The sequence below is a fragment of the Streptomyces sp. NPDC045846 genome, from assembly GCF_056431605.1.
This window is the reverse complement of the sequence record NZ_JBWKKJ010000015.1, coordinates 96,885-121,209: the sequence shown is the minus strand read 5'-3', so window position 1 is coordinate 121,209 and position 24,325 is coordinate 96,885. Positions and strand designations below refer to the sequence as shown.

The 24,325-nt window shown below is 69.6% G+C and carries 22 protein-coding genes; 9 read left to right on the top strand and 13 right to left on the bottom strand.

Features of this window, described 5'->3' with window-relative positions; translation table 11 throughout:
- Positions 1-8: 8 nt before the first annotated feature.
- The 5 genes from AC07F3_RS34040 (at position 9) to AC07F3_RS34020 (ending at position 5,069) form a co-directional block, all read left to right on the top strand.
- Positions 9-818, top strand: coding sequence for a class II aldolase/adducin family protein (locus tag AC07F3_RS34040; protein ID WP_479118433.1), 810 nt, complete (start codon positions 9-11; stop codon positions 816-818).
- A 43-nt stretch (positions 819-861) separates the two neighbouring features.
- Positions 862-1,506 (top strand): NAD(P)-dependent oxidoreductase, encoded by a 645-nt coding sequence (locus tag AC07F3_RS34035; RefSeq protein WP_479118431.1) that lies wholly within the window; start codon positions 862-864, stop codon positions 1,504-1,506.
- Between the two features lie 57 nt (positions 1,507-1,563).
- A complete protein-coding gene (locus AC07F3_RS34030; protein WP_479118430.1) occupies positions 1,564-2,781 on the top strand; it encodes a multidrug effflux MFS transporter in 1,218 nt (405 codons plus the stop codon).
- On the top strand, positions 2,778-4,379 hold the full coding sequence (locus AC07F3_RS34025; RefSeq protein WP_479118428.1) for an AMP-binding protein: 1,602 nt from the start codon (positions 2,778-2,780) through the stop codon (positions 4,377-4,379). Before AC07F3_RS34030 ends, AC07F3_RS34025 begins: the two co-directional genes overlap by 4 nt.
- Before the next feature lie 129 nt (positions 4,380-4,508).
- Positions 4,509-5,069 (top strand): CGNR zinc finger domain-containing protein, encoded by a 561-nt coding sequence (locus tag AC07F3_RS34020; protein WP_479118427.1) that lies wholly within the window; start codon positions 4,509-4,511, stop codon positions 5,067-5,069.
- A gap of 85 nt (positions 5,070-5,154) precedes the next feature.
- Here the strand turns inward: AC07F3_RS34020 and AC07F3_RS34015 are convergent, their stop codons facing one another.
- Together AC07F3_RS34015 and AC07F3_RS34010 are read right to left on the bottom strand one after the other, a co-directional pair.
- Complete coding sequence (locus tag AC07F3_RS34015; RefSeq protein WP_479118426.1) at positions 5,155-6,459, bottom strand: CynX/NimT family MFS transporter; 1,305 nt, start codon at positions 6,457-6,459, stop codon at positions 5,155-5,157.
- Between the two features lie 94 nt (positions 6,460-6,553).
- The gene (locus tag AC07F3_RS34010) at positions 6,554-7,732 is read right to left on the bottom strand and encodes a hypothetical protein (RefSeq protein WP_479118425.1); all 1,179 of its coding nucleotides are present in this window, start codon (positions 7,730-7,732) and stop codon (positions 6,554-6,556) included.
- Between the two features lie 707 nt (positions 7,733-8,439).
- On the opposite strand from AC07F3_RS34010, the gene AC07F3_RS34005 reads away from it, so the two are divergent.
- The 3 genes from AC07F3_RS34005 to AC07F3_RS33995 all read left to right on the top strand — a co-directional run bounded on the left by AC07F3_RS34005 (position 8,440) and on the right by AC07F3_RS33995 (position 10,857).
- Positions 8,440-9,039 (top strand): DUF6461 domain-containing protein, encoded by a 600-nt coding sequence (locus AC07F3_RS34005; RefSeq protein WP_479118423.1) that lies wholly within the window; start codon positions 8,440-8,442, stop codon positions 9,037-9,039.
- A 700-nt stretch (positions 9,040-9,739) separates the two neighbouring features.
- Positions 9,740-10,102 carry an SCO4402 family protein gene (locus AC07F3_RS34000; protein WP_479118422.1) on the top strand — a complete coding sequence of 121 codons (363 nt, stop codon included), beginning with the start codon at positions 9,740-9,742 and terminating at the stop codon, positions 10,100-10,102.
- Positions 10,103-10,590: 488 nt separating this feature from the next.
- A complete protein-coding gene (locus AC07F3_RS33995) occupies positions 10,591-10,857 on the top strand; it encodes a hypothetical protein (protein WP_479118420.1) in 267 nt (88 codons plus the stop codon).
- 206 nt (positions 10,858-11,063) lie between these two features.
- On the opposite strand, the gene AC07F3_RS33990 is transcribed toward AC07F3_RS33995, so the two are convergent.
- From AC07F3_RS33990 to AC07F3_RS33965, 6 genes are all read right to left on the bottom strand, one after another.
- Positions 11,064-11,759, bottom strand: a complete 696-nt coding sequence (locus AC07F3_RS33990) for a VC0807 family protein (protein ID WP_479118419.1) — start codon at positions 11,757-11,759, stop codon at positions 11,064-11,066.
- A 437-nt stretch (positions 11,760-12,196) separates the two neighbouring features.
- Complete coding sequence (locus tag AC07F3_RS33985; protein WP_479118418.1) at positions 12,197-13,186, bottom strand: ornithine cyclodeaminase family protein; 990 nt, start codon at positions 13,184-13,186, stop codon at positions 12,197-12,199.
- 345 nt (positions 13,187-13,531) lie between these two features.
- A complete protein-coding gene (locus AC07F3_RS33980; RefSeq protein WP_479118417.1) occupies positions 13,532-15,343 on the bottom strand; it encodes a ricin-type beta-trefoil lectin domain protein in 1,812 nt (603 codons plus the stop codon).
- Positions 15,344-16,172: 829 nt separating this feature from the next.
- On the bottom strand, positions 16,173-17,135 hold the full coding sequence (locus tag AC07F3_RS33975; RefSeq protein WP_479118416.1) for an anti-sigma factor RsbA family regulatory protein: 963 nt from the start codon (positions 17,133-17,135) through the stop codon (positions 16,173-16,175).
- A complete protein-coding gene (locus AC07F3_RS33970) occupies positions 17,132-17,920 on the bottom strand; it encodes an MEDS domain-containing protein (protein ID WP_479118415.1) in 789 nt (262 codons plus the stop codon). The genes AC07F3_RS33975 and AC07F3_RS33970 overlap by 4 nt, the downstream gene beginning before the upstream one ends.
- Positions 17,921-18,008: 88 nt before the next feature.
- Positions 18,009-18,254 (bottom strand): STAS domain-containing protein, encoded by a 246-nt coding sequence (locus AC07F3_RS33965; RefSeq protein WP_479118525.1) that lies wholly within the window; start codon positions 18,252-18,254, stop codon positions 18,009-18,011.
- On the opposite strand from AC07F3_RS33965, the gene AC07F3_RS33960 reads away from it, so the two are divergent.
- Positions 18,165-18,389: a hypothetical protein gene (locus AC07F3_RS33960; protein ID WP_479118529.1), complete on the top strand. Its 225-nt coding sequence runs from the start codon at positions 18,165-18,167 to the stop codon at positions 18,387-18,389. The two genes, AC07F3_RS33965 and AC07F3_RS33960, sit on opposite strands and share 90 nt — an antisense overlap.
- Positions 18,390-18,640: 251 nt before the next feature.
- On the opposite strand, the gene AC07F3_RS33955 is transcribed toward AC07F3_RS33960, so the two are convergent.
- The 5 genes from AC07F3_RS33955 to AC07F3_RS33935 all read right to left on the bottom strand — a co-directional run bounded on the left by AC07F3_RS33955 (position 18,641) and on the right by AC07F3_RS33935 (position 24,325).
- Positions 18,641-19,921: an MFS transporter gene (locus AC07F3_RS33955; protein ID WP_479118414.1), complete on the bottom strand. Its 1,281-nt coding sequence runs from the start codon at positions 19,919-19,921 to the stop codon at positions 18,641-18,643.
- A 173-nt stretch (positions 19,922-20,094) separates the two neighbouring features.
- Complete coding sequence (locus tag AC07F3_RS33950) at positions 20,095-20,856, bottom strand: SDR family NAD(P)-dependent oxidoreductase (RefSeq protein ID WP_479118413.1); 762 nt, start codon at positions 20,854-20,856, stop codon at positions 20,095-20,097.
- Positions 20,853-21,053 (bottom strand): hypothetical protein, encoded by a 201-nt coding sequence (locus AC07F3_RS33945; protein ID WP_479118411.1) that lies wholly within the window; start codon positions 21,051-21,053, stop codon positions 20,853-20,855. Before AC07F3_RS33945 ends, AC07F3_RS33950 begins: the two co-directional genes overlap by 4 nt.
- 96 nt (positions 21,054-21,149) lie before the next feature.
- Positions 21,150-22,397, bottom strand: a complete 1,248-nt coding sequence (locus tag AC07F3_RS33940; protein ID WP_479118410.1) for an aminotransferase class I/II-fold pyridoxal phosphate-dependent enzyme — start codon at positions 22,395-22,397, stop codon at positions 21,150-21,152.
- Positions 22,394-24,325, bottom strand: coding sequence for a condensation domain-containing protein (locus AC07F3_RS33935; protein ID WP_479118409.1), 1,932 nt, complete (start codon positions 24,323-24,325; stop codon positions 22,394-22,396). Before AC07F3_RS33935 ends, AC07F3_RS33940 begins: the two co-directional genes overlap by 4 nt.

Below are 24,325 nucleotides of genomic sequence, written 5' to 3'. Positions count from 1 at the left end.
AGACCACCGTGACCAGCGAAGACGTGCGCCCTGTGTTCCTCGCGGATACGGCCACCGGGCTGCCCATCCCCGCCGACAAGACATTCGCCACCGTCACTGAGCACCGCCGCCACGTCAAGCAGCGCCTGGCCGCAGCCCTGCGCCTGTTCGGCCGCGAGGGCTTCGGGGAGGGAATATCGGGACACATCTCCGTCCGCGACCCCCAGTACACCGACCAGTTCTGGGTGAACCCGTTCGGAGTGTCCTTCAACCGGGTCACCGTCGCCGACCTGATCCGTGTCGACATCGAAGGCCGCGTGGTCGCGGGCTCGCGCAAGGTGAATCCGTCCGCGTTCGTCATCCACGCCGCGATCCACCAGCAGTACCCGAACCTGCACGCCATCGCGCACGCCCACACGCCCTACTCCCGCGCGCTCGGCTCGCTGGGCCGGCTGCTGGAGCCCATCGACCAGGAATCGGCTGCCTTCCACGGCCGCCAGGCGCTGTACGAGGCGTACAAGGGTCCCTCGGTCACCGTGGAGCAGGGCCGCGACATCGCCGTCCATGTCGGGGACAACAGCGCCTTGTTGCTGCGTCACCACGGCCTGATCACCGTCGGCGGCTCGGTCGAGGAAGCCGTCCACCGGTTCTTCACCTATGACTCCTGCGCCCAGGTGCAGCTGCTGGCCCACGCTGCCGGAACGCCCCACGCCTTCACCACCGCCCAGGCGGAGGCCGCCGCCCAGGGGTTCGGCGATGCGCAGCTGGCCCGCTTCAGTTTCGAGCTGCTCTGGGACGAGATCACCCACGACCAGCCCGATTTCCTCAACGAGAACTAAGGCGCATCCGCGCCCCTATGCCCGCACTGCGAAGGGAAGACCCGTGAAAATCCTTCTGTTCGGCGCCTCCGGGAACATCGGCTCGACGATCACCCACGAACTCATCACGCGCGGCCACCACGTCACCGGCGTCACGCGCACCGGAGACACCACCACCACCACCGGGCAATACACCGCCCAGGCCGGCGACGTCCGGGACGCCCGCACCGTTGCCGCCCTCGCCGAAGGCCACGACGTGGTGGTCTCCGCGGTCGGCCCCCGCCACGACGGAAGCGACGACGACTGCGACATCATCGTGGGCGCCACCACGGCCCTCATCTCCGGCCTGCGCCGGACCGACGTCACGCGCCTGGTGGTCCTGGGCGGCGCGGGCAGCCTGCTGACCGCGCCCGGTGTCCGCGTCATCGACTCCCCGCACTTTCCCGAGATGTGGAAGGCGAACGCCTCCGCCCAGAATCAGGCGCTGGAAATGTACCGGCAGGTCCGTGACCTGGACTGGACGTTCGTCTCGCCCCCCAAGCTGATCGAGCCCGGGGAGCGGACCGGCGTCTACCGCAAGGGCGGCGACGAGCTGCTGACCGACGCGAACGGCGATTCGAAGATCAGCATCCCCGACTTCGCGATCGGATTCGCCGACGAGGTCGAGCGGGGGTCCGCCATCCGCGCCCGTATCGGCCTCGCCTACTGACCTTCCCCCTACAGCCCCCGGTCCTGCTGCACACGGGCCGGGGCCTTGGAGAAAACGATGACGACATCCCAAGGCACCGTCCGCTTCACCGTCCTCCTCGGCGCCCTGACCGCACTTGGGCCCCTGGCCAACGACACGTATTTGCCCGGCCTTCCGCAGATCGCCGACCAGCTGCACGCCTCGGCCTCCGCCACTCAGCTGTCCCTGACCGCCTGCCTGGTCGGACTCGGCACCGGCCAGATGGTCGCCGGACCCATCTCCGACCGTCTCGGGCGACGCGGCCCCCTCATGGCCGGACTGCTCCTGTTCATCGCCGCAGGGGTGGCTTGCTCCTTCGCCCCCACCATCTGGCTCCTTGTGACGTTGCGGCTGATCCAGGGCATAGGCGGCGCCACCGGCATCGTCATCGCCTCCGCCACCGTCCGCGACCGCCACCAAGGCGCGGCAGCCGCCCGCCTGTTCTCCACTCTGATCCTCGTCACCGGACTCGCGCCCACCCTCGCCCCGCTGGCCGGTGGGCAGTTGCTGCGCTTCACCGACTGGCGCGGCATTTTCCTGGCGCTGGCCCTGGCCGGCGTCGTCATCGGCCTGGCCTGCGCGATGTTCCTGCCAGAAACGCATCCCGCCCCGAACCGCCGCCGGGGCCCGGCGGCCAAGGGTGCCTTCGCGACCCTGCTCGCCGACCGCCATTACGTGGGCTGCCTGCTGTCGATCGGGTTCGGATTCGCCGCCATGTTTGCCTACATCGCCGGTGCCCCCTTCGTCCTGCAAGAAGTCCACGGCCTGTCCCCCCAGGCTTTTTCCTACGTGTTCGGCGTCAACGCCTTCGGTCTGGTCGTCGCTGCCCAGATCACCGGCCGTATCGTCCACAAGACCGGGCCCCGGCGTCTTCTCGGGGTGGGAGTCACCGCCTGCGCGGCGGGAGGCGTGGCCACCTTCGTCTGCGCCTTCACCAGCGCCCCGCTGGCCGCGCTGCTCGTCTCGCTGTTCGTGATGGTCGCCTCCGTCGGCCTGATCATGCCGACCTCGATGGGGCTGGCCATGAACGACCATGGCGACATCGCCGGGTCGGCTGCCGCTCTCATCGGCTTCTTCCAGCACGTCATCGGCGCCGCCCTGGTCCCGCTGGTCGGCCTGGCCGGAAGGACCTCTGCCGTGCCCATGGGCATCCTCACCGCTGGCCTCGGCCTCGCAGCGCTGGCTTCCTTCACCCTCACCCGCACCAAGCCGGCCCCCGCCCATGTGGCGCCCCAGCCGGTGCAGGCAGTGTCATGACCGGGAAGGCCTTCCTCGACGGCGGCCCCGCCATCACCCCCACCGTGGCCACCCTCGCCGAGGCACTGATACGCACCGCGCAGCGGCACGGCCAGCAGAAAGTCGTTTTCCTCCACCCCAACGGCACCCATACCGCGCTCACTTACAGCCAGCTGCTGGGCAACGCGCGGAAAATGCTTACCGGTCTGCGCCGCACCCTCAACCAGCCCGGCGACATCATCCTTCTGGACACTCCCGACCCCCAGGAGCTGGTCACCGCCTACTGGGCCTGCCACCTGGGCGGCTACGTCCCGCTGCCGGTGCCCGATCGGGACGGCCTGCTCCAACAGGTGTGGACCGCCCATGGGCAGCCCCGCTTCATCACCGGCAGTGGACGCACCATCCCCGCCGGCATGACCCCCTACGCCACCGGGACCTACGAATACCTTCTGGGCCACGCCCCCGATCGGCGCCATCACCAGGGACGGCCCGAAGACCTGGCGCTGCTCCTACTGACCTCCGGCTCCACCGGCACCCCCAAGGCCGTGCGCCTGACCCACCGCAACATCCTGACCCGCACCACGGCGACCGCCCACGTCAACCGCCTCGACCAACGCCAGCGCACTCTCAACTGGATGCCCCTGGACCATGTCGGCGGCCTGGTCATGTTCCACACTCGCGACATCTACCTGGGCGCCTACCAGGTCCACGCCCCCCAGCGGTGGATCCTGGACGACCCGCTGCGCTGGCTGGACACCGTCCACGCCCATCGCATCACCTGCACCTGGGCGCCCAACTACGCTTTCGCGCTCGTCAACGACGCCCTCCAGGGCGTCAGCAGCCCCCCGTGGGATCTGACCTGCCTGACCTACATCATGAACGGCGGAGAACCCCTCCGCGCCGACGTCATCAAGGACTTCATGGCCGGCCTGGCTCCCTACGGGCTGCCGCGCGATGCCATATATCCGGGCTGGGGCATGTCGGAAACCTCCTCCGGCGTCACCGACTGCCGGTTCACCGAATATCTCGGCCAGCGCTACGTACCTGTCGGGCGCCCCCAACCCGGCACCCGCGTCCGCATCGTCACCGACGACGGCACCCTGGCCGACAAGAACACCCTGGGCCACGTCCAGGTCGCCGGCGCCGCCGTCACCGACGGATACCATCACGGTGACGACCAGACCCGGCAGTCCTTCACCCCCGACGGCTGGTTCACCACCGGGGACCTCGGCCACATCGACGGCACCATCCTGACCGTCACCGGCCGCGCCGACGACCGGATCACCCTCGACGGCGTCATCTACCACGGCCACGAAATCGAAGCCGCCGTGGAAGAACTCGACATCGCCGCCCCCACCTACACGGTGGCCACTCCTGTCACCACAACGGCCGGGGAAAACCTCGCCGTGTTCTTCCACCCGAAGAACGGCCACCCCACCCCTGTCGAACTGGGCACCCTGCACAGCATGCTCACCGCCCGCTTCGGCATCACCGGTGCCCGCCTGCTCCCCGTGGGCAAGGACGACATCCCCAAAACCGGCATCGGCAAGCTCCGCCGCGCCCCGCTGCGCCAGCGCTACGAAAGCACTCCGGAAGCCACCTGGACACCCGTCCCCTAAAGCGGGAGAAGCCGCACTCCCCGGCCCTGTGCGGCCTTCTCCCCGGCACGGCAGCCTCATTAATCCCCTTCGGGGCAGGCTGCCGTGCCGTCCGCCTGCCATGTTCCGCCCAGAAAGGAACCTTCTGTCATGCCCCAGCACGAAGACCTGCGCCCGCTGCCCGGTGAACCCGTCGCCCTGGACCTCGTCAATACCCGCTACCGCGACCGCACCGGGCAGATCGACCTGATCAACACCCGTGCCGCCCTCAACCGCTGGCTGCAGACCAGCGGCCACCTCAACGACTACCCCGACCCCTACCAGTTCGCCGACGACTACGCGTTCACCGTCATCCGCCGCGCCCGCGACATCCTCACCCAGTTCCTGGCCGACCCGGCCGACCCGAACGCGCTGGCCCGCTTCAACACCCTGTTGGGCCACGGCCGCATGCGTCACGAACTGACCCCCACCGGCCCGGTACAGCACCTCGATATCGACGATCCCGCCCACCTCATCGGTCATCTCGCCGCGGTCAACTACCTCACCCTCCTCACCCGCGACCCGGACCGGCTGCGGACCTGCGCCAACGACTGCGGCCTGTATTTTTTCGACACCTCGCGCAACGGCTCGCGCCGCTGGTGCTCCCGCGAAGGCTGCGGCAACCGGGTACGCGTCGCCCGCCACTACGCCCGCCGAAGAAACAGCGCCTGAAACAGCGCAAAACCCCCGCCCCTCCGCGGACAACCGCAAGGGGAGCGGGGGTTTTCTGTTGTGCTCAGTGCTCAGTGCTCAGTGCTCAGCGCTCTTCGCGGACCGGGCGGCCCGGCGTGGAGGAAGTACTGCGCTGGCGTGGGATGAATGCGACCGGTCGCGCCGCACTGGCCCGCCCCTCGCGGCGCCGTCCCCGCTGGAGGACCCGCACCACGCCGGGCCGTGCCGCATACAGTCCGGCCAGCAGCTCGGGAACCGCCAGGACCAGCAGCACGATCAGCGGGACATCCCAGCCGCCGCTCAGGCTGTGCACAAACCCGATGGCGAACGGGCCGAAGCCCGCCAGGAGATACCCGCCGGACTGCGCGATACCCGACAGCCGCGCCGTCGCCGCCGCGTCCGTGGTGCGCAGGCTCATCAAGGTCATGGCCAGCGGGAACGCTCCACCCGTCGCGATGCCCAGGATCAATACCCACGCCCAGCCTGCGGACGGCGCGATCCAGATACCGCCCAGGCCAACGACCTTCGCCGCGAAAACGGCCACGACCAGGGGCCCTTGATGGTCCATGCGCGCGGCGGCCACCGGCATCACCAGCCCCAGGGGCACCCCCAGAGCGAGCATCACGGACATCATCGTGCCCGCCGTCGCCGCCGAATATCCCCGGGACCGCATGATCTCGGGCAGCCACGCCACCAGGACGTAGAACGCCAGACACACCAGCCCCAGAAACGCGATGATCGCTCCGGCCACCGGCGAGCGCAGTAGATTTCCCTCCCCAGCCGGCTCGGCCGTCCTGGCCGTAGCGGTGACTACACGGTCCTCGCCGCCCGGGGCTGCTCCCCACGTGAGAGCGCCGACAACGGCAGGGAGCGCCCAGAGAGCCAGTGCGATCTGCCAGCCCGCACTCTGGGACACCGGGACCGCGATACCGGCCGCCGCCGCTCCTGAGAGGGCCATCAGCATCATGGCCAGCCCGGTCATCGTGCCGAGGCGGGCGGCGTAGTGGCGTTTGATGACGGCGACGATCAGGACGTTGCCCAGCGCGATCCCGCTACCAGCCAGGATCGTTCCCGCATACAGCGCCACCGGCCACGGGAGGGCGCGCAACGCGGCCCCGGTGGCGATCAGGCCCAGCGCACAGCTGACAGCGCCCCGTTCCCCGGTCCGCCGGGCGAGGCGGGGCGCGAGGAAGGAGAAGAGGCCCAGGCACAGCACGGGCAGCGTGGTGAGTACATCGACGGCTGTCGCCGACAGTCGTAAGGCGTCCTTCAGGGCTGACAGGATCGGCGGGACTGAGGTGATCGCCGCCCGTAGATTGACGGCCAGCAAAATGACACCGGCCAGCAGCCACACCTGTCTTCGCCGTTCGGACACGGAGCGCATGGTCATGGGTTCCCCCCGGGAAAGGGCGACGGCCCCCGCCCCATCCGCGGGAATGGATGAGGCAGGGAGCCGCCGGGTCTTACGGAACGGTCGTAGAGGGTCAGACGGCGACGGAACGCATGGCCTGCTGTGCCTTCAGCTTGGAGTGGAACGGACAGGCCGCCAGGGACGCTGTGGACGCGGTCGCACCGGTGTCACCCAGCAGCTTCAGGAGTTCCTGCGAGAGCAGGTCGGGCCTGCCCTTGAGGGCGTCGGCCAGCTGCTGGTCGGTGGAGAACACCATCTGGGCCGCAATGTTGTCCTGAACGATACGGGCGAGGTTGTCGAGGGCCACGTCGACCGCGTTCGCGATCGAGGGAGCCTGACAGGGCAGGTCGATCAGGTGGCTGTCGGCCATCCCGGCATCCATGAAGTGCTTGATGATGATCGAGTTCTGGTTCAGCTCGCTGGTGGTCCACATCGACAGGACCACCACATACAGCTCGTGCCAGCGGTCGGCGCCGACCTTGGCCTTCCAGCGGGTGAAGAGATCCTTGACGGCCGCGATCTGGACCTTCGCCGCCCAGTACATGTTCTGCTTGATGTCGTCGCCGACCTTGCCGGTGAAATCCTCGAAGCCCTTCATGTCGAAGGTACGGCGCCGGATGATGTCGTTCGCGTACGTCATGCCCGCGTCCAGGATGTGCGCGCAGGACACCTGCAAGTCGGTGGGGAGCCCGGCCTGTTCGAGGGTGCGCCGTGCGGTGTCGAGGTCGGCGACGAACTTCGTCAGCGGGTCGACCCAGTCCGTCTTGCCCGGCCCCACGTACGCGGTCATCGCCAGATCCCGGGCGTACATGTCCTTCTGCCCGGCCGGCACGCGGGGGTCAAGGTATGGCGCGATGACGGAGAAGATCCCCAGCGGGACGTGTGCGATGGACTTCGCGAGTTGGAATATCTGGTCGATCGGTTCCTCAACGAACCGCTGACCGTCCAGGACCAGGGTGTACTTACCGCCCTGCATGCCGTTCTCCACCACGATGACCGGCGTCAGCTGCTGCGTCACCCCGACCCGCAGCTTGTCGTAGTTGGTGCGCATGTCGGTGTCGACCTGAAGGATGTTGCCGCGCGCGGTGACCTGGTCGCCGGCCGCGTCCCCGTTGCCTGCCGGAGCCGCCGCATCCGGAGCCGCCGCATCCGGAGCAGCCGCTCCGGCCGGCGAGGCTCCCGCGCCGGTCAGGAAAGTCGCCGCCGCCGCTGCGGTTGTGGTCGCCGCAATGAAGTTTCTTCGCGTGCTCATGCTCCCGTTTCCCCCCTGGGAATAGGACTGTTTTCCGGGTGATGCCGCCGCTGCTGGGCTCACAGGGACGCAAAAAAGACGATCGCCAGGAAAGGGCGATGGGTGGACCGGGCCGTACAAAGATCCCCAAGACCCCAGACCAGATACTTCCGTTATGCGGAAGATGTTTTCCGGACTGTGGCGGCGAGAGCGAGATTAATGGCCCGAACCGATCGTTCGATGCTCGAAAACAGCTGGATCTCCTGAATGGGAGGAAATGTCGAGTAAATCTCCACAAGTGGAGCGTTACGTCCCGCCATCGGCACGCCATATTCCGCTTCGTGGAATAACGTCTGGCCTTTTTCCGGTAAAAACGCCCACGCTGGTCCGTGCATGGGATAGGCAGCTATTCGAACATGCTCTACAGCTTCCACAGGTATGTGGCTGATCCTCGCCAGGAGTGCCGCACCCCTTCCACCACACGGCAAGACCGCTCCACGGAGAACCCCCGTTCCGAAGAACGGGGGTCCACGAGTGGCGGACGACGACAGCCAGGCCCCTCGCACGACCTCCGCGCCGGCCCTTCTTGGTGACCGCCGGGCCCGGCTCCTTCCTGTACGCGGCGACGACCGTCGTCCGGATGGGATGCCTTGGGGCGGGTTGCTGTTCGGGGCGATCAACGTCCTTGCTGCACAGCCCTGTCAGTGCTGCATGGCAGCATCCGCCTGATGACGAGAGAACATGAAGGACGCGGACTGGGTCTGCTCCGAGGTGACTTTCCCTTCTATACGCTCACGTTCGTGCGAGCCCTGGGGCCGTACGAGGTGCTGATGCGCCTGGGGGCAGACCCCGCGACCGTCGCCCTGCGCGAGGCGCATGAACTTGCGGACGCCTTTGGGGACGATCTCTACGACGAGGATGAGCCGGTGGTCAGGGCCGGTGTCACGGGGCCGTGGACGTGGGTCTGGGAGCAAGGTGGCGTCCACGGCCTTCATGAGCCGCTGCTCCAGGCTGTGTCCGTCGGCACCGAGGCCGTCGTACTGCATTACAACGAAAAGCCCATGTACTCCTTCATCCATGCCGTCGACGGTCAAGTCACCGTCGCCTTCGACACCTTGCAAGACGTCCACCCCACAGGGACCGACCCCCGGAGACTGGACGAACACATGCTGCCGCTCGGGCTCGGGCCCGGACTGCACCACGACGTCTACGGCGTCCTGGAGTTGGTGGAGAACGCCTTCGGGATCCGCCTCACCCGCGAGCATCTGGACGACGCGCCCCTTCTGAGCGGCCTGCTCCAGCCCTTGTCCGACTCGCCACCGGGATGAGAGGCGAGACGTGTAGGGCTACGCAGCAAGTCGCGGGTAGATGAGGCGCGGCACTCCGGCCAGAAGCATTTTCAGAGGAGCCCTGTCAGCGGCGGGCGAGGTTTTCGCCATGAGTGGCGCCCGTCCCGCAGCGGATTCCGCGCCTGCCGTGACTCACCGTACGGCGGTCCAGCGCCGACTGGGCTCGTGATCCTGAGGTCGGCCGCCCGCCTCAGGAGGTCTCACCTGGAGGCCGGCGGCGGAGCCGGGCTGCCGAACACTCCCACTGGCCGTGAGGACGCCCCTTGCCGGGTATGACCGCAGGCGGGGGAGTGCCGCCGGGTTTACGGTGAAGCGGAGCGCCCCCGAGGGTGCTCTTGAGCGGCCGGTCGTCTCCCGCACGTTGGCGACCGGCCGCAACGCTGCGCTGCCGTGCCACTCGCCCGCTGCCAGGGTGCCCCCGGCACGAATGGGGCGACGGGAGGAAGCCTCATCGAACCTGCTGATGATCTGCCGACGTTCACCGCAGTGTGCTGAGCCGTTGCCAGGCGCTCCCGGCGTCAACTCCCGGAATCACCAGCAGGTCGACCATGCGTAATCAACTCCATCGGAGAGATTCTTGGCCGGGACGGAAAGCCTCCGGAGAGAATGCCGAGTCACACACCCGGATTTCGGAGGGGATCAAGTGGGAGCAGTTGACCAAGCCGTGAAGCCTGCTCAGGTGAGGTTGCCGGAGATGCGGGCCGAGGTCATCTCGGCTCTCAGGGCGCTGTCGGACCCGGATTACCAGCGGCGGGTATGGATCGACCGGATCTACCCGAAGCTGAACTTCTACGACGACTTCACCCTCAACGTGAACATCCTCTACGACGACACCACCGTGCTTGCCGACCCTGACGGCGCCCTCGGCTACACGCTGGCGTCGGAGGCAGAGGTACGGGCGATGGGGGTGATGGCCGCCGCTCTGGACTCCGCGCTCAACACCGTCGGCCGCGGTGCATCGGATGCCGAGTTCATGGCCTCCGGGTCCTGGCCCGGCGTCGTAGCGTCCGCTCGGCACGCGCTGGCCACGCTGACTGAGTAGGAGCGAATTCGCTCGGCTCGCCCGCCACGAGCAGGCGGCCAAGCGGCTTCGCCCCGGTCTGGAACTTCCACGCGGTCGCGTCGATCGTCTGCCGGTGATCCCGCCACCGCGCGCCCCGCTTCGGCGGCACGTCCGAGGGGGTCAATGTTGCCTGACGCGGCACCGCCTGGGGCCGCCGACCCATCGGGCGGGCAGATGTCCCTGCGCGGGCCCGCGGAGCGTCCCGGTGCCGGACGATCCTGACACTCACCGCAGCAGAACCCGGATTCCGCGACAGCCTCGGGTCCTCGGCATCCGAGGCCAGACGCCTTCGCTTGGCCGCAGCCATCACCGAGAAAGGGACGGCGGTTTGAAGAACGGACCGGCCCACTGGCCTGGCTGGCCCAACTGACAACTCGTAGGGGTGAGCACACGCGGCCTCTCGCGGGACCGCGAGTCCGGCGCGGTAGGTGTCCAGGCGTCATATCCCTACCGTCAGGAGTTCACTAATGCGTACATTCGTCAGTCGCGCTCTGGCCGTCGCCGCTCTCGCCGCGGCGACGGTCGTCCCTCTCAGTGGTGTGGCCCAGGCGGCCACCCACTCGCCGACCGTTGCATCCGCGGGCTACATGCACGGTCAGGACCGCTGCGACCGCGGTCGTGGGGCCGAGCTCGCTCGGGGCGACCACGGACGCCGCTGCTCGCATGGCCGGGACGACCATCGCGGTGGCCTTCTTGGCGGGCTGCTCGGTGGGGTGCTCGGCGGCATCCTGTAGAGCCAAAGGACCGCACCTGCGTCCCGCGCGGCAGTTGTTCTGCGGCCACCGCGCGGGACTGTGCTGCGGGGCACCTTCCGCAGGCACTGGGGATATGGACCGTGCTCGCCCTTCAGCAGGCGCCGATCCGAAGTCCGTCGCCGCTCTGTATTGCGTGGCGGTGTCAGAAGTCCCGGTCGAGGCGCCCGTCGTCGACGACCGGACGCTCAACCTTCCGGCGAGCGCATGGTTGTCCCGGCGGTCAGTCGCCAGAGCCCGGCCACCTCGTAGTAGACGCCGTTGACCAGTTGTAGAAGCACCAGCGTGACCGGCCAGAGCAGGGCGCCGAGACCTGGCACCAGGTCCATCGGCAGGGTGTAGGCCATCACGACCCGCACGACGGCGTCGAGCAGCATCGCTACGCCCCAGATCGCAGTCGAGACCCGCCAGATCCGCCGGAAGGCCGGCTCTCGTTCCCACAGCACGTCCCAGGAGGTGCCGTCGGATCGGAACCGCCCCTCCAACAGCGGACGGCCGCCGTGGAAGAGCAGCGGGCGCCTGGCCCTGATCGAGATCAGGAACCAGAGCCCGGCCACGCCAGTCAGCCAACCGTCCTTGGCGAGCAGGAACCGGGGGCTGCCGCTGACCAGCGCGGCTGCGATGCCGAGCAGCATGGTCCCGGCGACGAACCCCGCCATGCCCTCGAGGCTGCGGGTGTGCAGCCACTGCACCACTGTGGTGAGCGCCGGCAGGAAGGCGCCGGCCAGTAGCGCAACGAAGACGCTGACGTCGGCGGCACGCAGGCCGTAGTACAACGCGATCGGAACCACGATGTCCCAAACAACACCGAGCAGCAGACGTCGTCCGCTCGGCCGCGGCGGCGCCTCGGAGGTCGTCGCCGCCGACGCCTTGCGCGTGGTCATGACGTTCTCCCGTCGCGAGTAGGGCCGAGGGGGCGACTCACCGACATCGCCGTCCATGTCCGAGCGTGGCGGCTGCGCCATCCGCACGACGGCGCCGATCGCAGACTTCAGGGTGATTCCGTGCTGGTCAACCGCTAAACCTGCCCAGGCCGTCGCAGATCTCGTCCTCCTCGCGCCCACAGTGCGCGGAGAGTTCAGCGATCGTGGCTTCCTGGGCTGGCTGGGCTGCAGTTGGCCTCCTCGGCCGTCGCCGACGGGGGTACTGACCAGCGGCAGGCGGGCCAGAGGCCTGCGCGCCGGTCGGGGTTCGTCACTGCGCGCGCTGCCGCCTGTCCAGGGGCATGCAAGCGGTGCTGCTGCTCAATGGCGGAACCGGACCGTTGAGGCTCGCCTACGCGGACAACGGGTCACTCGTGGCCGACTTCGAGATGATGGCATCACCGGAGTGTCAGCTGCTCTCCGATCGACTGCTCGCGGGCGGCGGCGACGACCAGGGCCGTGGCCGCGGCGTCCTGCGCTGCCACGCCGACCGACTTGTAGAGGGTGATCTGGTCAGGCGTGCTGCGTCCCGGTCTGCTGCCGGTGATGAGTTCGCCGAGCTCGGCGTGCACGTGATCGGCGGTGATGAGGCCGTCGCGGATCGGCACGAGCAGGTCATTGCTGCCCGCAGGAAGGGGGGCGAGTACGGCCTGGCGCGATTCGACGCACACCAGGGCCTCGGTGACCGTGGCGTCGTCGATCTCGCGGCCGGCCGGGTTGTATCCCACGGACGTGATGTGCACCCCGGGTGTCAGCCAGGAGCGGCGGATCACGGGTTCGACGGCGTGGGTCGTCGCGGCGGCGATGTCCGCGCCGTCGAGCGCCGCAGCGTAGGTGGGCACCGCCCGGACTTCGCCCTCCAGTACGGCTGAGAGCTCCGCGGCCAGGACAGCGGCTTTCGCCGGGTCCCGGCCCGCGACGCGGATCTGCTGGATCGGGCGGACCCGGCAGATCGCCTGGGCGTGGGACCGGGCCTGGACGCCGGTGCCCAGCACCGCCAGCACGGTCGCGTCCTCGCGGGCCAGCAGCCGCGCCGACAACGCGGAGCAGGCTGCGGTGCGCGCTGCGGTGATGGCCGTACCGTCCAGCAGTGCGGCGGGCTCGCCGGTGTCCGGGTCGAACGCCACGATCAGCGCCTGGTGTGTGGGCAACTGTGCCCCGTCGTTGTGGGGGAAGAGTGACACCAGCTTGGTCATCAGTACCTTGGCCGACGGGAGGAAGCCCGGCATGGCCGCCAGGAATCCATCGTGTTCGGGCACCAGGGCGGCGACGCGGTCGGGTACCGAGGCGCGGCCTGTGCTGAGGTCTGCCATCGCCGGGGCCAGGGCATCGATCAGCGAGTCCATGTCGAGCAGGGCCTCGACCTGCGAGCGGCCCAGAACAAGCATGCGCGCCTCAACCTTCTGAGTCCGGTCGTCCGGCCGACGACTCCACGGCCAAAGCGTCAACCGCAGCCCCTCATTGCCCCGGCTCCGACACGCCGTTGCTCGTGAGCACGTTGATCCGCTCGCGGCTGAGCACACAGGACCTGGCAAGGTTTCCGTGAAGCCGGGCTGTGCCACCGTGCACCGGTGACGCTCCGTCATGGGTGGCGGCAGGGCCAGCCAGTGTGAGGGCCTCGTACGGATGGTGGCTCCGCACTTGACGACGCTCCGCGCCTCACCTTCAGCCGGATTCAGCCGGGCCGGGCCGCCTGGGCCGGTCGTGCGGTGGTCCAGGCGGCCCGGTGGTGTTCAGGGGCTGACCGTGTTCCAGCGTTCGGCGGGGATGTCCTGACATGTGTAGAGGTTGGCGCGGCCGTGGTTGGCGTCCGGGGCCAGCAGGCACAGGTGGTTGGCTTCGTTGCGGTAGCGGATGCTGCCGTCCGGGTACGCCACGGCGAGCCAGCGCTGGCCGGCTCCGGCGACGCCGCGGGCGTCGTCACACCCGTACAGCAGGGCAGTCGTCTGCGTAGTGGCGTTCACGTCCTGGCTGCCCAGGCACTGGTTGTTGCCGCTGAGGCTCTGGATGCGGACCAGGTTGTCGTCCCGGCTGATCCGCTGGATGTTCCAGCCGAAGTCCTGCTTCTCGTAGAACAGCCAGTAGATCCACCACGAGCGGGGCGGTGTGGGCTGCGTGTAGACGAAGGTGCCGGGGACGTTGCCGGCCCTGCGGAGCCGGCCGCCGAGGAAGGAGGACTCCAGACGGACGTTGTCACCCGTGGTCTGCCAACTGGCGGGCGGAGAGGCGGCGTTGTCCCACCACAGCTGTCCGGCGTCCTGGGTGCAGGGTGCGGCGGTCACCGCAGTACCGCTCGGAGTGAGGCAGAATCCGGGTACGGCCACGTTCCGCCAGCGTTGCGGTCCGCCGTTGTCGCCGTTCCAGGCCGGGGGATCATCCAGGTGAGCGATGGTCCACTGCGCGCGCGGGTCGTCGCACCGTCCGGCCACGATCGGGGCGGACGCGGCCCGGCGGGCGCTGGGCGCGAGGGCGATGCAGTCGCCCGTACCGGTGTTCTGCAGATAGTGAGTGAGCGCGTCGGTGGTGAACATCTGGAAGGTCTGGCTGCCGTTGTAGCGGGCCTCCCCGACCGTGATCGTACGGTTCGGATTCTCCTGCAGCAGGCCGCCGGTCGGGGCCGCCAACACGCTGTGGAAGACGTGGGACGGGAGCGGCGCCCGAACCGGCGGCGGGGTGCGGGCGAACTCGACGGGCACATGGTCGGAGCCGCCGCCCCGGGGAACGGTCGCGGTGAACCCGCCCGGTGCACCGCGCGTGATCGCGTAGTCCAGCTCGCTCGGGGTGTCGCCGCCTATGTACGTCGGCTGACCCGTGCGCAGCAGGGCCTCATCCGCGCGCAGATGGAGCGACTGGTTGCGGGCCTCGTCGTTGGAACGGTTGAGGATGTTCACGTTGAAGTCGCCGGCCAGCACCCAGTTCCGGCCGTCGGCGGCTGCGAAGGCGCGGACCTGGCCGAGCAGTCCTTGTACGTCTTCTCCGCGGGCGTGGGTGTTCCAGTACCAGGTGCCGCCGAATCGCAGACCGAGCAGGGGCCGTGCCCGGTAGCGGTTGTTGGGGGCATTGGGGTCCGGGTTGTAGGCGGGGTTCTCGAGTACCCGGACGTCATCGGCCGGGGTGTCGGTGACGAACGCCAGGTTCATCTGGCCGCCGTCCCAGGTGTCCAGGTCCGTACCGGCGACCCGGCGCGGGTCGGTCTGCAGGAAGTACACGTAGCGGTTGCTGCCGTTCGGGCCGCCCGCCCAGGTCACGCGCTGGACGGAACTGGGCTGCGGGGCCCGGTTGGGTGTGAGCCGGATCTGGCGGAACTCGTTGCGGTCGTTGTCGTGCGCCGGCAACGGCGGCCCGGCACCCGCCTCCTGCAGCGCCACCAGCTGGTTGGTCGCGGCCAGCGGCGCGACCTCCGACGTCCACCGTGAACCGTTGTCGGACCCGTGCATGTTGTAGGTGGCAAACGGCGAAGTGCCGTCGCCGTTCACGGCCCGCGCTGTGCTGGTGGCCGAGACGATCCCCGCACAGGCCAGCAGGAAGGCCGTCAAGAGGGACACGAGCGGGCGTAAGCGCCGGGCTCCGCCTGGCGGACGGGAGTCGGCGCCGGTGCGCCGAAGAAGCCGATCAGCGTGCATCAACGTTCCCTTCGGTCGGGACACTTGAGAGCACCAGAGGACCCGCGGGCGACTGAAGCCGACCCGCGGGCCCGGCGTCCAGGCGATGCAGGACGCCACCGGGGAAAACGGCTCCGGCCTGGCAGTGGTTCACTGCTTTCTCGCCAACCGTCGCGTCACGAGCGACATCAGCCATTCACCGGCGGACCTGCGAGAACAGGAGCGCTACGAACCACCATCGGTCGCGGCAGCACTCTGGTAGCGGACCGTTTTCGGAGCCGGTGTGCGGCCTGACCTGGGGTATACGTCATCCGAGGCCGTGCCCGTCAGTGCCGCGCCGCCCTGTCCCACAACCCTGCCGCGCGCACCACGACGCCTGCGCCCTACCGAAACGGGGCTGGGTTCCTTCCGCACCGCGCCTGTCACTCTCGTGGGGCCGAGAGCAGGGGCAGCCCGGGTGGCCGAGGGCACGGGCGCGTTCGCGGGCGCCGTATCCGTATATGGCGCTCAGCCTTCGAGGACACGTACGTGCGTCCGTACGCGGCCGACGGCCACTTCGTCTCGCGCCGGACCGGGTCCGGACTGTGCGGAGGAACGGCTCCTGGGGTGGAGCCCACACCGTGGCGCGCTACGGCGCGGGGGAACTGGAGGGTGAGGGGGTGCCCACCCGACTCGGCCGGATATCCCTGGGGGAAGCCCTTCGATCAGAATCCTCGGTCGGCGGGCCTTGACCATGGGGGTGGCTGCGGGCCCGGAGCGGCGTTCCGGATGTTCACCGTGGGATGTCCATGTGGAGCCGGATGGTCGTGCCCTGCTCGCGGGTGGAGCGGATCTCGACCAGGTCGCAGAGCTGGTGAGCAAGCCAGAGGCCTCGGCCGCCCAGCTGGTCCGCGGCGGGGCGGGTGCGGCCGGCCAGGACGTCGGGGATGAAGCCGGCGTCCCGGAATTCGCACAGGAACGTCGCGTCCTGCGTCCATGTCCGCAAGGTTCCCTGGCCCCCGCCGTGGCGGATGCTGTTCGTGGCGATTTCGGTGGCGGCCACGGCCAGCTTGGAGAGTCCGTCCGCAGGCACCCCGGCATCCGCGGCGCACTGCGACACCTTGGACCGGACCGCCGACAGATCACCGCGTGTGTAGATCAGTTCCTGGTACGGGTCGCAGGGATCGGCCAGGGGATCGAAGGCGTACTCGTCCACGCCCAGATACCCCTCGTTGCGTACGGACCGCCCGTCCTGGCGGATCCCGGGGTGACAGCGCGAGAGGGACTGCAGGGCGTCCTCGTCGTTGTCCGCGGTGTCGTAGGGGCACAGCATCGACCAGGCCGAGTTGCGGGCGAAGGCCTGGTTGAGGAGCCATTCGTGGTAGCGCAGTTCGGACAGGTGTGCCGCGTTGCGCGCCTGGTGCCAGGCGGTCTCGCCGATGCCGCGCACCGGCCTGCCCCCTTCGCCGCGCTCGTTCATCCAGGCGGTCCAGGCCGCCAGGTGGCGGCCTGGGTTGGCCCCGGCCGCCGAAGCCTCGACGAAGGTGACGGCCGATTCGTCGCTGAGCTCCTCGCGGAGCAGTGATGCCTTGTCGGAGGGGACGGCGACGACGATGGCTTCTCCTGCCTCGAGCGCCTCCCGGATGAAACTCAGAGTGCCGGTCAGGAACTGCTTGTCACCGCGGTACGGGTACAGCTCATGCCGGAAGCCGGGCTCCTGCTCGGCGGACGTGTTCGCGGTCGGAGGCACGCTCATGCGCCCATCACCACCGGAAGGTGGGCCGATTCGTAGCCGGCGAGGTCCCAGCACAGGCGCACGGTCTCGTTCGCGCCCGTGACGACGATGCGGCGGTCCGGCAGCCACCGGGCGGCGTCGACGAGGGCATGCATGCCGGCCGCGTCCATCATTTCGAGAGTGTCGAACCGCAATGTCATGGCGGGCGTCTGCTTGATGGCCGCGCGCAACGCAGCGTTGAACGCCGGCGCGCCGTCCGAGTCGATCACCCCGTCCACGCTCCAACTGTCGGCACCTGTGCTGAACATCCGGAAGGCCGGAGGCTCGGCACGTGTGCCCACCTCGTGCGGGTGTACACAGGCCATATGCTCCAGCATAGGCCGCGTCCGCCGCGGCGACCTGTAGGCGCACACGACGATCGCACCGCTCTCCGACGCGAACTGGTCGAGTTTGAGCTCTTGGTCCAACAGCTCGTCCACCCCGCCCGGTGCCGCCTGAAGGACGCGCTCGGCGAGGACGCGCACCGAGCGGAAGCCTTCCCGTACCGCGGTGCGTGCCTCGCGGCGCACCGCGGCAAGAACCGTGGCCGTGTCCGCGGTGTCCGGGTAGTCGAGAACGACCGCGGCTGCCGGCATGGCGGGGCGGGGCGAGTGGGACGTCGCGCCGGTCACCCCGATGACGACGATCTTGTCTCCGTACAGGGCGCCGTCGGCAACGAAGCCCCGCGCATCGGCCAGGAGGGCTGTGTCGGGGCCGATACGCCAGCAGACGTGATCCCCCAGTTCGACCTCGTCGAGTGTCGCCAACGCCCGCGCCGCTCTCACTTGACCCCTCTCGGCCACCACTCGTCCCATGGGCAGAATACGCGCATGGCGTACGACGCAGACGCCCTGTCTAGGGTGGCGGGCCGGGTCGCCGTGCTGTGGGCCCCGTAGCGGGTGGCGGTTCGGTGAAGAGGTGCCATGTTCGGGTGGTGTCGAGAACGCATTGGACGGTGCTGGAGGCGTTGACCACCTGGATCCATCCGCCGGCGGGCCGAGAGCGACGGCGGTGGGCGAGCAGCGCGTCGAGTCCGGAGGAGTCCATGAACTCGAGTTCGGCCAGGTCGATTTCGACGGGCCGGTGGAGCAGGGGTGTCAGGGCCGCCTGAAGGAGGGGCACGGTTTGGAGGTCCAGTTCGCCGAGTACCCGGGCGAGGACGGGGTCAAGTCCGGCAACGACGTCTACGTGCAGCAGGGGTGGTGGGGTGTCAGCGATGTTTGGTGCCTTCCGTGAGAGGACGAGGGCGGTCAAAACCATGAGCCTAGCGGGATGCCGGAAGCGCGGAATCGCTCCGTTGGGCAGGAACGGTCGGTGAGCCCCGACCGGGCCCTTGCGGCAGGGTGCGGCGGGCTTCGCGCACGTCGCCCGCGAGTTCGTCGAGATCGCGCGGGTGTGCATCCCGAGGGCGATGTGGCGCTTCGTCGGGTGTGTGGGGGAGGGATGGGGAACCCGGAGCTGTTGCGAGGCGACCGGCGATCGAGTGGTCAGCGCAGGGAGCGGATCGCCGGGTTCGCGGCGACCAGGCCGGCACACGCGAGGACGGCGCCACCACAGAGCAGGAACAGCGTCGTCGTGCCGTAGGGGAGCAGGGCACCGGCGAGCACGTAGGAGAACGGGTCGAATGCCACCGTGGCCAGCACGACGAGGCTGAGTACCCGCCCCAGCAGGTGTCTCGGCACCCGTTCCTGCAGGGTGGCCACGATGATCACTCCGAGGAACCCGGATCCCACGCCGATGAGGGCGACGAGCGCCGTCGCCGCGGCGACCTGGGTGACGGCGGCGAGTCCGGCCATGCCTGCGCCGGTCGCCGCGACCCCGCCGACCACGGTCCAGCCGCGCCGGGCGGGCGGCCGCCATCCGGCCACGAGCGAGCCGGCCAGTGAGCCGGCCCCGAAACCGGAGAGCACGACGCCCAAGGAGCCTGCGCCGCCGAGACGCTGATCGGCGAGGACCGCGCCGCCCACGAGTACGGGGCCCACGACCGTGACGTTGATCAGGGTGACGGCCATCAGCATCCCCCGCACCAGCGGCTTCCGCCAGGCGTACCTCAAGCCCGCGCCGAGAGCCCGCGCGGTGCTGAGCCGCTCGCTGGCGAAGCCGTCCGGCCCGGCGCCGTCTTCGTTCCTGTCCTCGGTGCCCTGCCCGGCGCTGTGGTCGTTCCGCACCACGCGGGTGAGGGTGCTGAGGGCGACGGCGGCCAGCGCGGCGAGCGCCGCGATCCCACCAAGGGTCGCCTCGAAGCCGATGGTGGCGACGGCTCCGGCGGCCACCGCCGGGCCCACCAGATCACCTGTCGACTCCGCGCCCTGCACCAGCGCGTTGATCCGGGCGAGCTTCCCGGTCGGTACGACCGCGGGCAGCAGTGCCAGAGCGCCGGGGAAGTAGGCGGCGTCGGCGGCGCCCAGCAGGCCGCCGAGCAGTGCGACCGTCGTCACCGACGGAGTGGTGAGGGCGACCAGGGCACACAGGACGAGCAGGACGACGACCCTGAGCCAGGCGGCGAAGGCCGTGACACCGGCAGGACCGAGGCGGTCGACCAGCAAGCCCGCCGGCAGCAGCAGCACCGCTCGCGGCAGCGCCACGGCGAGGAGGACGAGCCCCGTGGCGAACCCGGGCTCCGACAGCTCAAGTACGAAGAGCGTCAGCCAGATCAGGAACAGCGCGTCGACCACCGCCGCCAGCCCCTGGCCCGCGACCAGCCGGTGCAGCTGCGGATCACCGAGGGGCGTGCGGGGGACAGCAGGAGCCGGCGGGTCGGCCGTCATGGCAGGCTCCCCTGGCTGACGCCTGACGGGTTCGCCGGGCAGAACAACGCTGGGTCTTCGCGCGCCCGCTCCCTGGTCAACTGCATGAACACATCCGCTCTCGGATTCCGGTGGTATGCGCCGCCCGATCGGCCGGCGTACGGCTGTCACCCCAGCATTCGGGCCGGGCGTCGCTAGGCGATGTGCGTGCCGCCGTCGACGGTCAGAGTGGTGCCGGTGATGTAGGACGCCGCGTCGGAAACCAGGAAGACCAGCGCCGCAGCCAGTTCCTCGGGCCGCCCGACTCGGCCCGAGAGGACCCGGGGCAGCATCGCCTCGACATAGCCTTCCTCGTATCCGTCCGTCATCGCGGAGGCGAAGAGCCCGGGCGCGAGGGCGTTCACGCGAATGCCCTTGCTGGGGGTCCACTGCTGGGCGAGATCGCGGGTGAGCCCGAGGAGTCCGGCCTTCGACGCCGTGTACGCGGCCTGTGGCAGCCCGCCCGTGACCAGAGCGAGGATGCTGGAGACGTTGACGATGGCGCTGCCCGGCAGCATCACCGCGCCCGCGGCCTGCGCCATCCAGTAGGAGCCGTTGAGATTGACGTCGATGACCTCGCGGAACTGCTCCGGCGTCTCCTCCAACGCCGGCCGTTCCCCGCTGATCCCGGCGTTGTTGACGAGAATGTCCACCCGACCGAACGCCCGCACGGCCGCGTCGATCAGCGCCCGGCAGTCCTCGGGCTCGGCAATGTCGGTGCGTACGGCGACCGCCCGGCGGCCGAGCTTCTCCACGGCCGTGCGCACCGCCTCCAGCCGGTCGGTGCGCCGCGCCCCGAGCACGACGTCGGCGCCGGCTTCGGCGAGCGCGGTGGCGAAGGCGATGCCGAGACCGGAGGAAGCGCCGGTGATCACGGCGACGCGGGCGTCGAGCCGGAAGCGATCGAGAACGCTCACGACTGCCCGTCCCGTGGGGGAAGTGTTCTGCGCACTGTGTACCTCTCGGAGCGGGTCGTGTTCGGTGCCACCATCGCCAGAAGGCCGATGTCGGTATCGCCGGTGGAGGACTTCGCGGTGGTCACCTCGGCGGAGTCGGCGTGAGCGACCTCTTCGGCACTCTCCGCGGGTGCGTTGTGGCTGTCAGTGGTGTTCACCTCGGGGTCCTCCCTGTTGGTTGGGAGCGGTGTGAGCGGGCCCGAATGGGGCAGGCCCGTTGGCCGTCGGCGGGTGTGGAGACCTCAGTGGGGACGTCAGAGCCCGAGGCGCCGGCGGTAGGTGAGGAGGGTGCGCAGGAAGCCGTCCATCTGTTCGTCGGTGTGGCCTGCGTGCGGGAACAGGCGCAGGAGCGCCTGGTTGCGGGCGACGGCAGGGTAGGAGAAGACAGGGACGAGGTAGCCGTCCTCGACGAACCACTCGCGCATCTGCAGGGCGGCGGCGTCGTTTCCGATCGGCACCGAGAGCATGTACGACTCGGTAGGTGTCGTCGGCGTGCCGGCCTCGTGCATCTGGCGGCGCAGCCGGGCGGCGTGTGCCAAGTAGTCGTCCACGATGTCGGGTTGGCGGGCGAGGGCGTCGATGGTGCGTGCGGCGGCGTAAGCGGTGGGTGGCTGGATGGCGGCCGTGAACATCGAGGTGCCGGAGAGCAGTTCGAAGGCGTCGATGGCTGCCGCGGGCCCTGCGAGCGCGCCGCCTTCCAGACCGACGGCCTTCGACAGGGACACCATGACGAAGTCGGCCCGCTCCCGGATCGCGGCTGCCTCGCGGGCGTAGGGCCGGTTCTCGGGCCCGTACACCATGAAGCCGTTCGCGTCGTCGATCATGCTGATGGCGCCGTGCCGGTCGCACTCGTCGAGGATCTCCACGATCGGCCCCATGGTGCCGTCGGCCGAGTAGATGCTCTCGGCGATCACCACGGTCTTGCGGGCCCGGACCCGGTTCAGGATGCGCGCGAGGTCGGAGACGTCGTTGTGCCGGAAGGCGTGGACGTTGCGGCCGTAGGCGAGCCCTTCCAGGCCCTTCCAGATGCTCCAGTGCATGTCACGGTCGACGACGAAGACGGTGTCGTGGTTGTGCACCTCGATCCCGGTGTCGAAGTGCGCGGAGCTGCTCATGGCGTGGACGAACCCGATGTTCGCCAGCAGTCCCGTGGCGAAGGTGATGGCCTGTTCCTTGCCGGTGTGGCGGGCGATCGTCTCCTCGAGGACTTGGTGGGGGCGGCAGATCCCCTGGGTCATCCGGGATCCGCTGGTGCTCAGGCCGTGGGCGAGCGCTCCCTCCGCGAAATGACGGCGTACGGGGATGTGGCGCTCCAGGTCGAGGAAGCTGATGCTGGCGAAGTTGACCAGCTCGCGGCCGTTGCGGACGATGGTCGGTCCGACGGGACCGTCCACCACCGGCGGACGGTAGGCGGTTTCGTGGGTGTTCGCTTCGACGAAGGCGGCGAAGGCCCATGGGGCCAGCCGGTCCGCTGAAGGCGCGGCGGTGTGGGACGTGGTCATGATGAGGTCTCTCCTGCACGAGGGGCGTGGGGCGGCAGAGGCTCCAGGACTGCGGCGAGATGGCCGAGGGAGGCCGTACCGGCCAGTTCGTCCGACGTGATCCCGGTGAAGCCGAACTCTTCGAGCAGCGCCAGCAGCCGGGGGACGGCGACCAGGGTGACACCGTGGTCGGCGAGGCAGCGGTTCATGTCCATGGAGTCAGTGCTGTCGGGGGGCATGGGCGGCATGCCGTCGGGGCCGACGGCGGCGGCCACGGCGGTGGCCAGTGCCCGTTCGGCGTCGGTGGCGGGTAGGCGTGACGGGGTGGCCGGGCAGCTCGACGCGAGGCCTGACGGCGACAGGACGTAGCGGTCCGGGGCGGCGATGCCGGGCATTTCACCGAGGTGGTCCAGGACGTGGAGATGCAGGTCGTCGGGGGTGACTTGGGGGGTGGTGCGGGCGTGCACGACCAGTTGGGGGTCCACGTGCCCGCCGCTGGGCTTCACCGTCACGTCGAGCACTCCGCGATGGCCGCGCACCACCCCCTCGACCTCGGGCAGCCACACCCACCCCCGCGGGGCGCGCCACCAGCCGGCGGCGGGCGGTGCCGACGGCCCTCGCGGGACCGGACACTCGGCACCGGCGGCGAGCGCGCGCAGCATCCCGCACAGCCGTACCGGCAAGGCCGTGGCCTGCCCGGCGTCGAGCAGATGGTCCCCGACGGTGACATCGAGGACGACGGCCCCCGTGTCGAGGCCGAGGTCGACGTAGAGCGTTTCGCAGGGCTCGCCGGGGGAGCTGGTGATCCACGTGGTGGGCCTGTCCGACGGGGTGTCGAGCCCCGGGACCAGGTACTCCGGGGCCAGGTATTCGCGTGGCCAGGAGTAGCAGTTGTACTCGATGGTGGGTACGGACACGACGCCGCGGCGGCGGTCCATGCGCGCCTGGGCGGCCACCAGCTCCGCGGGGCGGTACTGGCCATGCCGGTAGGCCGCGGCGGAGGCGGCCGCGACCGAGGCGACCACCTCGCCGAACCCCGCGCCAGGTCGCAGGTCGATCTGCACCGGAACCGTCAGGGCCCGGACGCCGACGCTGCCCCGCAGGGCGGCCCGGGCCCGGTTGGAGACCACCACGGACGCGAGGAAGCGATGTTCGCCGGTGCGGGTGGCGACGTCGTGGGCCAGCACCGCGAGCACCACGGCCTCCGGACTGGTCCCATGGCGCCGGGCGACGCGGTGGAGATCGTCGTACGCGGCCGCGGAGCGGTACTGGAGGCGGTGGCGCCCCGCACCGTGGTCGGTCCCGCCGAACGGGGCCAGCACGTTGGCCGGATTGCTCTCCAGACGTGTGAGCCACTCACGCTCCGCCGCACGAGCGCGCTCCAGGGGCTGGGCGGCGACCAGGTCGAGCGGTTGCATCACGGGGTCCGTCGGTGCGTCGCCGCCGCGCAGTTGATCGTGCAGTTGGTCGAGCAGGACCGCCAGTCCCCATCCGTCGATCACCACGTGGTGGGCGGCCATCAGGACTGCCCGCGGCTTTCCCGCCTCAAGGAGCACCCTGGCGCGCCAGGGCGGATTGCGCTCGGGGTCGATCGGGCAGGCGGCCAGCGCCGCGGTGGCGGCCTCCAGGGTGTCGGCGTCGACGGTGGGGACGTCGACGCAGTCCACGGGCAGCGGGGCCCAGTCCGCGCGGTGGACGTGCTGGACCGGGCGGAGCGGGTCGACGGTGGTGCGCAGCGCCTCATGGCGGGCGGTGAGGGACGCGAGCGCCTCGTGGACGTCGGCGAGGGTTGCCTGGGGCGGTATGTGGCAGTGGTCGGCGAGCGGCGTCGGGTTCACCCGCCGTGGTGGGGGAATGGTGCGTTCGAACCAGTGCCACTGCTGAATCCAGGTCAGTGGCCCGCTGCGGGTGACGGTGGCGGGGCTCGGGGGCGGTTCCGGAGTGTTCAT